Source organism: Aromatoleum buckelii, from assembly GCF_012910785.2.
In the GTDB taxonomy this organism is placed as follows: Bacteria; Pseudomonadota; Gammaproteobacteria; order Burkholderiales; family Rhodocyclaceae; genus Aromatoleum; species Aromatoleum buckelii.
This window is the reverse complement of the sequence record NZ_WTVH02000008.1, coordinates 821,489-834,168: the sequence shown is the minus strand read 5'-3', so window position 1 is coordinate 834,168 and position 12,680 is coordinate 821,489. Positions and strand designations below refer to the sequence as shown.

Sequence of the window (12,680 nt, the reverse complement as noted above, 5' to 3'; positions counted from 1 at the left end):
GGATTCCCGGAGCTTAACGCTTCGGCTCGTATCGGACCGTGACGAACGCGCCGCGGCCCTGTTGGTTGAAGAACGACGCGGTCTCGTAATCCTTGTCGAAAACGTTTTCGACCCGCGCCTGGACACGCCAGTCGCGGTGGAATGCGTATTCGGCGCGCAGGTCGAGCGTGCCGTAGCCGCCGAGCCGGCGCGTGTTGGCGACGTCATCATATCGCCGCCCCGCCGCAAGCAGGCTCGCCCCCACGCGCAGCGACCCGAATCCCCGATCGATGTCGATTCGCGCACTCTGCTCGGCGCGGCGCGGCAGGACATTGCCGCGGTTCGCGCCGCTCGCGCGGTTCTCCGGATCGAGCAGCGTCACGCTCGCATTGACGTCCCAACCGAGCAGCTGCGTGCCGAGCGTGCCTTCGAGTCCGGTGATCAGCGCCGAATCGATGTTGTTCGGCAGGCCGAGCGCCGCATCGAACGCAATCAGGTCTTCGACACGCATCCGATAAACGCTCGTCGACCACCTGCCCCACCCGGCCTCGCCGCTCAGCCCGACTTCAATATTGCGTGCGGTCTCCGGCTCGAGGTCCGGGTTACCGAAGAACGGGAAGTAGAGTTCGTTGAACGTCGGCGCCTTGAAGGCGGTACCGTACGACGCGAAGACATTCAGCTCGCGGTTGAATTCATAACCCCACGCGACGCTGCCGGTGCGGTGCACGCCGAACTGCTCGTTGTCGTCGGCGCGCCCGGAAATCTGCCACGTCTGCGCGCCGACTTCGCCGAGGTATTGGATGAACAGGCCTTCGTTGTCCCGCGAACGCACCGGGAAAGGCGTCGTGCTCGACACCTTGTCCTTCTGCCAGTCGTAGCCGAGAGTCACGCCGTGGTCAGCGGCGAGCTGGAAGTCGTTCTGCAGCGACAGCGTTTCGCGGTCGCTCTCGAAGCGGCTCGCAAACACGCCGTCCTTGAAATTGTCCGAATGGTCGCGGCTCAGCCCTGCCGACAGGCTCACGTCCCACGCGGCCAGCGGCGACACTTTCAGCCGGCCGCCGAAAACCTCCTGCCTGGATTCACCTTCGTTCTGGGTCGTCCCGTCGAACTCGTTGTCGCTGTCGGTGCGCAGCCAGTTGAAGTCGAGCTCGCCGCCGCCCGGCAGCCGCAGTCCGGCCCGTGCGCTACCGCTGACGTTGCGGTAGCCGTCGCGATCCGGTTCGGTCGTGAAACAGCCGGCACCGCCGGGGAAAGGCTTGCCGGAGCATGCATTGAAGCCATCGGTCTCGAGCCCGGAGGCGCTGACGTTGAACCACGTCTGCTCGCCGCCCCCGGACAGCCCGGCCGCCAGACGCCACGTCCTGTCGCTGCCGAAGCCGGCGCTGAAGCTCGGTGTCAGCGGGCCGCCGCCGCGCCGCGTGAAGATCTGGATCACGCCGCCGATCGCCTCCGAACCATACAGGCCCGAGCGCGGCCCCCGGACCACTTCGATGCGTTCGATCTGCTCCACCGGAATGTCCTGGATCGCCGTCGCGCCGGACGTCGCCGAGCCGACCTTGATGCCGTCGATCAGCACGAGCACGTGGTCGGACTCGGTGCCGCGGAGGAAAATCGAGGTGTTCTTGCCGAGGCCGCCGTTGTTGCCGATCGACATGCCGGGCAGCCCGCGCAGCAGGTCGAGCGACGAGCGCGCCTGCATCGCCTCGATGTCCTCGCGCGTCACGACGCTCACCGACGCCAGTGTGTCGGACATGGTTCGCGCCGTGCGCGTCGCCGTCACGACGACGGTTTCGCCTTCGGCGTCAGCCCATGCAGGAGTGGAAACAACAAACGGAAATGCGGCAGCAACCGCGGCAGCGGCCGCCGACAAGCGGATGTTCATCGGGATTCTCCCTGCGCCATCGGTAGCGTCCCCGCTCACCGTGGCATGTTTCACGAGGAAGTGCCGCTACAGGGAATACGTCGAGAGCCGCAGAAGAACTGCACCCGTCGCCGCCACCCCGCAGCACTTCAGCCAATTCGCGTTCGGGCCGGTATCCGGGCTCGTGGGCTGGCCGGCGTTCCCGATGGAATGCCGGACCGGTCGCATCGCCTTCCCGGACTGATCGTCCAGTGGCGGTTGGATGCGCCTTGCGTCCACTTACCGTTGCGGGGGCAGCACAGGCATTGCGAGGCGGTTCAAAAGCTCTCGCGCACCTGTTTCCCGTTTAACCCGTCAGCGAGACTCGCCTTCGGGCACCTGAAACACGTTGCACCCGGAAACCGGATGCGGGGCGGATAATAGCGCGTTCCGCAACTTCCCGCAGCGAAGGCCGCGCAATCCGCACCATGCCCGCACACCTGATCCTCGGCGGCGCCCGCTCCGGCAAGAGCCGTTACGCCGAAACCCTCGCGCTCGGGTCCGGGCTGCCGGTCACCGTGATCGTCACCGCCGAAGCGCTCGACGACGAAATGGCGTCCCGTATCCGCCGCCACCAGCAGGACCGGCCGGACGCGTGGCGCACCGTCGAGACGCCGCTGGCGCTCGCCGACGCGCTGCGCCGCGAAGCGCAGCCCGGGCGCTGCGTCATCGTCGATTGCCTGACGCTGTGGCTGATGAACCTGATGGGGGACGCCGACACGCTGGCATCTGCGCTCGACGCCGATGCCCTGCCGCGGCTGCTCACCGAACGCGCCGCACTGCTCGACTGCCTGCCCGGCCTGCCCGGCGACGTGCTGCTCGTCGCCAACGAGATCGGCCTCGGGCTGGTGCCCGAGACGCCACTCGGGCGGCTTTTCCGCGACGAGGCCGGACGGCTCAACCAGTCGGTCGCCGCACGGTGCGAGCGCGTGACTTTCGTTGTCGCCGGCCTGCCGCTGACGCTGAAGGGCTGAACCGCTGTGCTCACCGCTGCCTCCTGCGACGCATCGCGCCGGGCTCACAGTGTCCCGCTCGATTTGTTGCCCGAGCCGCGCCTTTTTCACACGGCACTGCGGGCAACGCCTCATACAATAAGCGCATGTAACGATTTGTTTGCCGGGAGGGATGATGCGGGATCGTACGGCGCGACTGAAGAGCAACTCCGACCTCCGGGCGTCCCGGTCGCCGGGGCGAAGCGGCGCCGCCGTCACGGCTGTCATCGTGCTCGCAGCGCCGCCCGGTGCGCGCGCGGCGGACCCCGCAGCTCGGCTCGTCGAATGCCTCGAAGCGGCTCACCTCGGCCTCCCGTTCTATGCCGTCACGCTCGCGGTGCTGTTGGTGTCGATCGCGCTCATCGCACGCGGGCGGTCGCTCGCACGCGAACAGGCGCGCGCTCAGGCGGAAGCCCTCGCGAGCCGTGACCAGCTGATCCGCACGTTGCAGGCATCCGGGGAGGCGCTGACCCGCAGCCTCGCCCAGCGCAGCCAGGAACTCGAAGCAGCGACGCGGCGCCTGCAGGAAACCGAGCATCGCCTGCAATACAACGCACATACCGATCCGCTGACCGGACTCGCGAACCGCCTGCTGCTCGGCGACCGCATCGCCCACGCCATCACGCGCTCGAAACGGCACAACTGCCGTACCGCCGTCGTGCTGGTCAACATCGACGACTTCAACGGCATGAACGCCGCGTTCGGCGAAGCGGTCGGCGACGAAGTGCTGAAGGCCGCCGCAGCACGGCTGCGTGGCCTGGTGCGCGAGCAGGACACGGTCGCACGCACCGGCGGTGACGAATTCGTCATCGTGCTCGAAGAGGTATTCGACACGCAGGACGTGCAGCGTGTCGCGAGCGCGGCGACCACTGCGCTGGCGCAGGAATTCGAAGCCCGCGGCCATGCGCTCACCCTCGGCGCTTCGGTCGGCTGCGCGATCTATCCGGACGGCGGGACCGACGCCGACGGGCTGCTGCGCCACGCCGGCCGGCTGATGCGCCACGCCAAGCGTGCCAAGGATCTGCCTCCGCCGCAGGCGGACCCGGCCGCTTCGGCGGCCTGACGGACCGTGCCGGCCCCGCCGGTCCCGCCCCGACCCCGTGCTAAGATCGGCTCCCTCAGGACATTGTCACGACCCTCATGGACTTCGCGATTTCCCTGCCCGACCCGGGCCTCACGGCGGCGATCCAGCACCGCATCGACCGCAAGACCAAGCCGCTCGGCGCCCTCGGCCGGATCGAAGCGCTCGCGCTGCAGCTGGGCCTGATCCAGCAGACCACGGCGCCGCAGATCCGCCAGCCACACATCCTGGTGTTCGCCGGCGATCATGGCGCCGCGCGTGCCGGAATCTCCGCGTTTCCCCAAGACGTGACGTGGCAGATGGTCGAGAATTTTCTCACCGGCGGCGCCGCGGTCAACGTGTTCTGCCGACAGACCGAACTGGCATTGACCGTCATCGACAGCGGCGTGAACCACGACTTCGGCCGACGCGACGGGCTGGTCGACGCGAAAATCGCCCCCGGCACCGCGAACTACATCGAGACGTCCGCAATGAGCGCGCAGCAGCGCGACGCGGCGCTCGCGCGGGGCCGCGAACTCGCGCACGCGCTTGCCGGGAACGGCTGCAACCTCGTAGGTTTCGGCGAGATGGGCATCGGCAACACCGCTTCGGCGTCGCTGCTGACGCACTGCCTCACCGGCATCGACCTGGCCACCGTGACCGGCCGCGGCACCGGCCTCGATGACGCAGGCCTCGCGCGCAAGCACAAGCTGCTCGCGCAGGCGCTCGCGCGCGGCGGCCGTCCGGCCGACACGCTCGACGCACTCGCCGAATACGGCGGCTTCGAGATCGCGATGATGGTCGGCGCGATGCTCGGCGCGGCCGAAAAACGCATGACGCTGCTGATCGACGGCTTCATCGTGACCTCCGCGCTGCTCGTCGCGCAGGCGATCGCGCCGGCGATCCTGCCGTATTGCGTGTTCGCGCACCGCTCGAAAGAGCCGGGACATACTGCCCAGCTCGCCCATCTGCGCGTCGAACCGCTGATGGAGCTCGACCTGCGCCTCGGCGAAGGCACCGGCGCTGCGCTCGCGTTCCCGCTGGTGCAGGCGGCGGCAAACTTCCTCAATGACATGGCGAGCTTCGATTCGGCCGGCGTCGACGACCAGCTCCAGTCGGCCTGAAGCGCGCACAGGCCGGTGCGTTACCAGCTCGAACTCTTCTTCACCGCGCTCGGCTTCTTCACCCGCCTGCCGGTGCCGGCGTGGGTGCCGTGGTCGCCGGAGCGGCTCAATCACGCCGCACGCTTTTTCCCGCTCGTCGGCTGGGTCGTCGGCGCGATCGGCGCGGCGAGCTATGTCGCGTTCGTGCAGCTGCTGCCGCCGATGCTCGCGGTGCTGCTGTCGATGGCGGTGACGATCCGCGCGACCGGCGCGTTCCACGAGGACGGCTGGGCCGATGCGTGCGACGGGCTCGGCGGCGGGTGGGACCGGCTGCAGGTGCTGACGATCATGAAGGACTCGCGCATCGGCAGCTACGGCACGGTCGGCCTCGTGCTGATGCTGTTCGCGAAAGCCGCAGCGCTCGTCGAACTGGCCGCCCGCGGCGACATGCACGTCGCATTGGCGCTGATCGCCGCGCACCCGCTGTCGCGGCTGGCTTCGACGAGCCTGATCCACACGCTGCAGTACGTGCGCGACGACGACAGCGCGAAATCGAAGCCCCTCGCGCGCCGGCTGTCCGTGATCGAGCTCGCGGTCGCGGCGGTGTTCGGCCTCGCCCCGCTGGCGCTGCTCGCCGCGGCCGAAGCGCTCGCCGCGCTCATCGCGGTGGTCGCGACGACCCTGTGGGCCGCACGCGTGTTCGTCCGCCGCCTTGGCGGCTACACCGGCGACTGCCTCGGCGCCGCACAGCAGGGCAGCGAACTCGCGTGCTATCTCGGGATCCTCGCCGCATGGAACTTCATCTGATCCGCCACCCGCGGCCGGACGTCGCGGCAGGAATCTGCTACGGCCAGTCCGACGTCGGCCTCGCCGAATGCGCCGCGACGGTCGCCGCCCGCCTGCGGCCGCTGCTGCCGCCGCGCTACGCACTGCATGCGAGCCCGCTCGCGCGCGCCCGCCTGCTCGCGCTCGAACTGGGCACGCCGGTATTCGACGACCGGCTCCGGGAAATGCACTTCGGCGCCTGGGAACTGCAGCCGTACGCCGAGCTCGGCGACGCGGTGGACGTGTGGGTGACGGACCCGCTCGGCTTCTGCGCCCCCGGCGGCGAGTCGGCGCGCGACATGGCTGCACGCGTGCTGCAATGGCTCGACGAAATCGTCGCGCCCGGCGCCGCCGATCCGGTCGTCGTCGTCGCGCACGGCGGGCCGCTGCGCGCGATCGCCGGCCACCTGCTCGGCCTGCCGCCGCAGCGCTGGCTCTCGCTCGACTTCGCGTGCGGCCACGCGACACGGCTCGACATCGAGGACTGGGGCGTCGTGCTGAAGTGGTTCAACCGCTGAAACCGGGCCGCCAACGCAACGTGAGCCGGTACGGCCGTGCCGGCGCGGCGATCCGACGGCATTTCCGCCCGACCTTGCTCCCCGCCCGACGAGGCTGCCCGCCCCGTGCGCACGCCGGACGCTGCCGTTCGTGGGATAATTGCGGCCTTTTCGACACGCTAGCGACGCCTACCGCCTCATGCCGCCCACCCTGCCGGATTTCTCCAAAGGCCGCGTCCTCGTCGCCGGCGACGTGATGCTCGACCGCTACTGGCACGGCTCGACGACGCGGATCTCGCCGGAAGCGCCGGTGCCGATCGTCAAGGTCGAAGGGGACGAGTTCCGCGCCGGCGGCGCCGGCAACGTCGCGCTGAACGCGGCCTCGCTCGGCGCCCGGGCCGAGCTCGTCGGGCTCGTCGGCTGCGACGAGGCGGCGCGGCTGTTGCGCGAACGGCTCGCCAGCGGCGGCGTCGTGTGCCGCCTGCTCGACGCGCCGCAGCACCCGACGATCACGAAACTGCGCGTCATCAGCCGCCACCAGCAGCTGATCCGGCTCGATTTCGAGGACAGCTTCGCGATGCTCGAGAGCGCCGGCATCGAGCAGGCGTTCGAGGATGCGCTCGACGCCAGTGCCGCGGTCGTGCTGTCGGACTACGGCAAAGGCACGCTCGCGCAGGTCGGCCAGCTGATCCGCGTCGCCCGCGAACATGCGGTCGCGATCGTGGTCGACCCGAAAGGCACGGATTTCGGCCGTTACGCCGGCGCGACCGTCATCACGCCGAACCTCAGCGAGTTCGAAGCGGTGGTCGGCCATTGTGCGGACGAGGCGACGCTGGTGTCGCGCGGCGAAGCGCTGCGCGACAAGCTCGGGCTCGACGCGCTGCTGATCACGCGCAGCGAACGCGGCATGACGCTGCTGCAGAAAGACACGGCGCCACTGAACCTGCCGACGCAGGCGCGTGACGTGTTCGACGTGACCGGTGCAGGCGACACCGTTGTCGCGGTGCTCGGGGCCGGGCTCGCGTGCGGCTTGCCCCTCGCCGACGCGACCGCGTTCGCGAACCTCGCTGCCGGCGTCGTCGTCGGCAAGCTCGGCACGGCAACGGTCAGCACCGCCGAGCTCGACTTCGCGCTGCGCGCAGCGATCCCAGCCGACCGTCCCGACGCAACGCTGAGCGGGCGCATTCAGGAGAAAACATGATCATCGTCACAGGCGGCGCCGGCTTCATCGGCAGCAACATCGTGCAGGGGCTCAACGCTCGCGGCATCACGGACATCCTCGTCGTCGACGACCTCACCGACGGGCACAAGTGCCTGAACCTCGCGGACGCCGACATCCGCGACTACATAGACAAGGACGATTTCCTGCGCCGCGTCGAGGCGAACGATGACTTCGGTCCGGTCGAGGCGATCTTCCACGAAGGCGCGTGCTCGTCGACGACCGAGTGGGATGGGCGCTTCGTGATGGCGGTGAACTACGAATACACGAAGGCGCTGCTTGCCTGGGCGGTCGCCCGCAAGGTGCCGCTGCTGTACGCGTCGTCGGCGTCGGTGTACGGCATGGGGCCGACGTTCCGCGAATCGCGCGAGTTCGAGCGTCCGCTGAACATGTACGCGTACTCCAAGTTCCTGTTCGACTGCCACCTGCGCAGGTTCGCGGCGGGCATCGACAGCCAGGTCGTCGGCCTGCGCTACTTCAATGTCTACGGTCCGCGCGAGCAGCACAAAGGCAGCATGGCGAGCGTCGCGTACCATTTCCACAACCAGCTGAACGACAGCGGCCGCCTGCGCCTGTTCGAAGGCGCCGACGGCTACGGGCCCGGCGAGCAGCAGCGCGACTTCATCCACGTCGACGACGTCGTCGCGGTGAACCTGTGGCTGCTCGACAACCCCGGCGTGCGCGGTATCTTCAACGTCGGCACCGGCCGCGCGCAGAGCTTCAACGAAGTCGCCCATGCCGCGCTGAGCTGGCACAAGGGCAGCGCGGGCGGCGGCGGCATCGACTACATCGCGTTCCCGGAACATCTGAGGGGCCGCTACCAGAGCTACACGCAAGCCGACATCACGGCGCTGCGCCAGGCCGGCTACGAGGGCGAGTTCATGCCGGTCGAAATCGGCGTGCCGCGCTACCTGGAATGGCTCGCGCTGCGCGACTGATGCCGACTCGCCGGATTCTCGTCGTCGGGCCGTCGTGGGTCGGGGACATGGTGATGGCGCAGAGCCTCTTCATGACCCTGCAGGCCGAAAGCGCGTGCGCGATCGACGTGCTCGCGCCGGGCTGGTCGCTGCCGATCCTCGAACGCATGCCCGAAGTGCGACGCGGCATCGCGATGCCGCTCGGCCACGGCCAGTTCGGCCTCGGCATGCGCTGGCGCCTCGGCCGCGAACTCGCGCAGGCCCGCTACGACCAGGCGATCGTCCTCCCCGGCTCGCTGAAATCCGCGCTCGTGCCGTTCTTTGCCGGCATCCCGCGCCGCACCGCGTTCCGCGGCGAGATGCGTTACGGCCTGGTCAACGACCTGCGCGCGCTCGACAAGGCCGCGCTGCCGATGACGGTGCAGCGCTTCGTCGCGCTCGGCCTGCCGGCCGGCGCCGCCTTGCCCCGGCCGCTGCCGCGCCCGCGCCTCGTCGCCGATGCGGCGAACCAGACGCGGCTGCGCGCCGCCTACGGGCTCACGGCCGAGCGGCTAGCGATCAGCTTCATGCCGGGCGCCGAATACGGCCCGGCCAAGCAATGGCCGCTGCCGCATTTCGCCGCGCTAGCGCGCGCGCTCGTCACCCGCGGCCACCAGGTGTGGGTGCTCGGTTCGGCAAAGGACGCGCCAGCCGGCGACGAGATCGTCGCGGCAGCCGGCGACGGCGTCGTGAACCTGTGCGGCCGCACCCAGCTCGCCGACGCGGTCGATCTGCTCGCGATGAGCGAGGCCGCGGTCAGCAACGATTCAGGCCTGATGCACGTCGCCGCGGCGCTCGATCGGCCGCTGGTCGCGGTGTACGGCTCGTCGACACCGGACCACACGCCGCCGCTCGCCGACCGCGTCGTCGTGCGCTACCTGCGCCTCGAATGCTCGCCGTGCTTCGCGCGGGTCTGCCCGCTCGGCCACACGCGCTGCCTCACCGAGGTCACGCCCGAGAGCGTGCTGAACGCGCTGGACAGCCTCGCCATCGGCACCCCGAGCCACTTCGCCCCGTCCGCCGGAACCGTCTGATGCGCGTGCTGATCGTCAAGACGTCCTCGCTCGGCGACGTCATCCACACGCTTCCGGCGCTGACCGACGCCGCCCGCGCGATCTCCGGGATCCGCTTCGACTGGGTCGTCGAGGAAGCTTTCGCCGAAATCCCGTCCTGGCATCCGGCAGTCGACCGCGTGATCCCGGTCGCAGTGCGGCGCTGGCGCAAGACGCCGGTGAAAGCGCTCGTGAGCGGCGAGTGGCGCCGCTTCAAGCGTGCGGTCGCCGCGACCCGTTACGACGCGACGATCGACGCGCAGGGCCTGCTGAAGAGCGCGCTGCTGACGCGCTACGGCAGCAAGCCCGTGCATGGGCTCGACCAGGACTCCGCCCGCGAGCCGATCGCGAGCCGCTTCTACACGCACGCGCACGCGGTGCCGGTCGGCCGCCATGCCGTCGAGCGGCTGCGCGAACTCTTCGCCAGGGCGCTCGGTTATCCCGTGCCGCAAGGGCCGGTCACGTACGGACTCGACCGGCACCGGCTCGCCAGCGTCGACAACCCCGAACCCTACCTGCTGCTGCTGCACGGCACGACCTGGGTGACCAAGCACTGGCCGGAACTCTACTGGCGGCGGCTGATCGCGCTCGCGACCGCGGCGGGCTGGGCGATCCGCCTGCCGTGGGGCAACGCCGTCGAAGAGGCGCGCGCGCAGCGCCTCGCCGCCGGACAGCCGGCCGTGACGGTGCTGCCCCAGCTCAAACTCGTCGGCATCGCCGCCGAGATTGCCGGCGCGCGCGCGTGTGTCGCTGTCGACACCGGCCTCGGCCACCTCGCCGCCGCGTTCGGCGTGCCGACGCTGTCGCTGTTCGGCCCGACCAATCCCGGCTTCACCGGCGCCTGGGGCCCGAACCAGTTCCACGTCGCGTCGAACATGGCGTGCGCCCCGTGCCTGCAGCGGCGCTGCACGCACGTGCCGACTGCCGACGAGCGCGCACACTTCGATCTCGTCGCCGAACAGCCGCTGTGCTTCACGCGCATCGGCCCGGAGCAGGTGTGGAGCGCGCTGCAGCGCATCCTCGACGGCAAAACGTCCGCGGAGGGGGTGCCGGCCGTCCACCCGCTCGCCGCCGACGGCGCGCTCGGCGGCTTCGACCCGTCGCCTGGGCCGCTCGTCCACACGATGTTCGACCGCAAGGCCTCCGGTTGATGCAGCTCGCATTCTGCCTGTACAAGTACTTCCCGTTCGGCGGCCTGCAGCGCGACTTCCTGCGCATCGCGCTGGCGTGCCAGGCGCGCGGCCACGCGATCCGCGTCTACACGCTCGAATGGCACGGCGAAATCCCGGCCGGGTTCGAAGTGCTGCGCGTCCCGGTGCGGGCGATCACGAACCCGCGCCGCAACGAGAAATTCACCGAATGGGTGCAGCAGGACCTCGCGCGCCGCCCCGCCGACCGGGTCGTCGGTTTCAACAAGATGCCCGGGCTCGACGTCTATTACGCTGCCGACCCGTGCTTCGAGGACAAGGCGCGCACGCTGCGCAATTCGCTGTACCGCGTCAGCGGACGCTACCGGCACTTTTCGGCGTACGAGCGGGGGGTGTTCGCGCCTGAAGTCCACACCGAGATCCTGCTGATCTCGGCCGCGCAGCAGCCGCTTTTCATGACGCATTACGGCACCCCGGCGCGCCGTTTCCACCTGCTGCCGCCCGGCATCGCCCCCGACCGTCGCGCTCCGCCCAATGCCGCACAGATCCGTGCCGCCTTCCGGCGCGAGTTCAGCCTCGAAGAGGACGACCTATTGGTCGTGCAGATCGGCTCCGGCTTCAAGACCAAAGGCCTCGACCGCAGCCTGCGGGCGCTCGCGGCACTGCCGGAAGTGCTGAAAGAGCGCACGCGCCTGATCGCCATCGGCCAGGACGACCCCAAGCCGTTCCTCGTGCAGCTGCACACGCTCGGCCTCGGGAACCGCGTCAGCATCCTGCAGGGACGCGACGACATTCCGCGCTTCCTGCTCGGCGCCGACCTGCTGATTCATCCCGCCTACAACGAGAACACCGGCACCGTGCTGCTCGAAGCGATCGTCGCTGGGCTGCCGGTGCTCGCGAGCGCCGCCTGCGGCTACGCGCACTACATCGCCGACGCCGATGCCGGAAAAGTCGTCCCGGCACCGTTCGAGCAGGCCGCGCTCGACCGCCTGCTCGCCTCGATGCTCGCGGACAGCGAAAGCCGCGCCCGCTGGAGCGCTAACGGCCTCGCGTTCGCTCAGCACGCCGACCTCTACAGCCTGCCCGAGCGCGCCGCGGACGTGATCCTGCGGGGACGCGGATGAGCGCGTCGGCCACGCTCTTCGTCGATGAACCGTTCCGCTCGCTGTGGGCCGGACGGGATCCGTTCGACATGGTCGAGGCGCTGCAGGGCGAAGTGTTCCGCGAACTCGAGGGGCGCCGCACGCTGCGCGTCGAAGCCGGCGGGCGCGGCTATTTCGTCAAGATCCATCGTGGCGTCGGCTGGCGAGAAATCTTCAAGAACCTGCTGTCGGCACGACTGCCGGTGCTTGGCGCGCGCAACGAGTGGCGGGCGATACGGCAGCTCGACGAGCTCGGCGTCGCGACGATGAAGGCGGTCGCCTACGGCGAGCGCGGATGTAACCCGGCGAGACAGCATTCGTTCATCGTCACCGAGGAACTCGCACCGACGGTGAGCCTAGAGGATTTCTGCCGCGACTGGCCGCGGTGCCCGCCCGACAGCGCACTGAAACGCGCGCTGATCGACCGGGTCGCCGACATGGTGAGGCGGATGCACGAAGGCGGCATGAACCACCGCGACCTCTACATCTGTCATTTCCTGCTGCATCTCGACCCGGCGCCCACGCCGGCCGCGCTGCGCCTGTCGCTGATCGACCTGCACCGCTCGCAGATCCGCGCCCGTACGCCGCGGCGCTGGCGCGACAAAGACCTCGCAGCGCTGTATTTTTCGGCGCTCGGCATCGGGCTCACGCGGCGCGACAAGCTGCGCTTCGTGCGGCGATACTTCGGCCGGCCGCTGCGCGAAGTGCTGCGCGACGAAGCGGTCCTGCTTGCCCGTCTCGAAGCGCAAGCCGGACGCCTGCACGCCCGCTATCTGCGCAAATACGCGCCCGAGGCCGCACTTTGAG

12 protein-coding genes and 1 riboswitch are annotated in these 12,680 nt (G+C 69.5%); of the genes, 11 read left to right on the top strand and 1 reads right to left on the bottom strand.

The window, feature by feature from the left end; translation table 11 throughout:
• Positions 1-13 precede the first annotated feature (13 nt).
• Positions 14-1,861 (bottom strand): TonB-dependent vitamin B12 receptor, encoded by a 1,848-nt coding sequence (gene btuB, locus GO608_RS05850; protein ID WP_169199759.1) that lies wholly within the window; start codon positions 1,859-1,861, stop codon positions 14-16.
• A gap of 130 nt (positions 1,862-1,991) precedes the next feature.
• Positions 1,992-2,237: riboswitch (cobalamin riboswitch) on the bottom strand.
• Between the two features lie 70 nt (positions 2,238-2,307).
• Between btuB and cobU the strand changes: the two genes are divergently transcribed.
• From cobU to rfaP, 11 genes are all read left to right on the top strand, one after another.
• Positions 2,308-2,853, top strand: a complete 546-nt coding sequence (cobU, locus tag GO608_RS05845; protein ID WP_169199760.1) for a bifunctional adenosylcobinamide kinase/adenosylcobinamide-phosphate guanylyltransferase — start codon at positions 2,308-2,310, stop codon at positions 2,851-2,853.
• Positions 2,854-3,004: 151 nt separating this feature from the next.
• Positions 3,005-3,934 carry a GGDEF domain-containing protein gene (locus GO608_RS05840; RefSeq protein WP_247002881.1) on the top strand — a complete coding sequence of 310 codons (930 nt, stop codon included), beginning with the start codon at positions 3,005-3,007 and terminating at the stop codon, positions 3,932-3,934.
• Positions 3,935-4,011: 77 nt separating this feature from the next.
• A complete protein-coding gene (gene cobT / locus GO608_RS05835) occupies positions 4,012-5,055 on the top strand; it encodes a nicotinate-nucleotide--dimethylbenzimidazole phosphoribosyltransferase (protein WP_169199762.1) in 1,044 nt (347 codons plus the stop codon).
• A gap of 15 nt (positions 5,056-5,070) precedes the next feature.
• Complete coding sequence (locus tag GO608_RS05830; RefSeq protein WP_169199763.1) at positions 5,071-5,841, top strand: adenosylcobinamide-GDP ribazoletransferase; 771 nt, start codon at positions 5,071-5,073, stop codon at positions 5,839-5,841.
• Positions 5,826-6,377, top strand: coding sequence for an alpha-ribazole phosphatase family protein (gene cobC / locus GO608_RS05825; protein ID WP_169199764.1), 552 nt, complete (start codon positions 5,826-5,828; stop codon positions 6,375-6,377). Before GO608_RS05830 ends, cobC begins: the two co-directional genes overlap by 16 nt.
• Before the next feature lie 178 nt (positions 6,378-6,555).
• Complete coding sequence (gene rfaE1, locus GO608_RS05820; protein WP_169197080.1) at positions 6,556-7,557, top strand: D-glycero-beta-D-manno-heptose-7-phosphate kinase; 1,002 nt, start codon at positions 6,556-6,558, stop codon at positions 7,555-7,557.
• Positions 7,554-8,513, top strand: coding sequence for an ADP-glyceromanno-heptose 6-epimerase (rfaD, locus tag GO608_RS05815; protein WP_169197081.1), 960 nt, complete (start codon positions 7,554-7,556; stop codon positions 8,511-8,513). Before rfaE1 ends, rfaD begins: the two co-directional genes overlap by 4 nt.
• Complete coding sequence (waaF, locus tag GO608_RS05810; RefSeq protein ID WP_169197082.1) at positions 8,513-9,565, top strand: lipopolysaccharide heptosyltransferase II; 1,053 nt, start codon at positions 8,513-8,515, stop codon at positions 9,563-9,565. Before rfaD ends, waaF begins: the two co-directional genes overlap by 1 nt.
• Positions 9,565-10,734, top strand: a complete 1,170-nt coding sequence (gene waaC, locus GO608_RS05805) for a lipopolysaccharide heptosyltransferase I (protein WP_169197083.1) — start codon at positions 9,565-9,567, stop codon at positions 10,732-10,734. Before waaF ends, waaC begins: the two co-directional genes overlap by 1 nt.
• A complete protein-coding gene (locus tag GO608_RS05800) occupies positions 10,734-11,855 on the top strand; it encodes a glycosyltransferase family 4 protein (protein WP_169197084.1) in 1,122 nt (373 codons plus the stop codon). Before waaC ends, GO608_RS05800 begins: the two co-directional genes overlap by 1 nt.
• Positions 11,852-12,679: a lipopolysaccharide core heptose(I) kinase RfaP gene (gene rfaP / locus GO608_RS05795; protein ID WP_169197085.1), complete on the top strand. Its 828-nt coding sequence runs from the start codon at positions 11,852-11,854 to the stop codon at positions 12,677-12,679. The genes GO608_RS05800 and rfaP overlap by 4 nt, the downstream gene beginning before the upstream one ends.
• Position 12,680 lies beyond the last annotated feature (1 nt).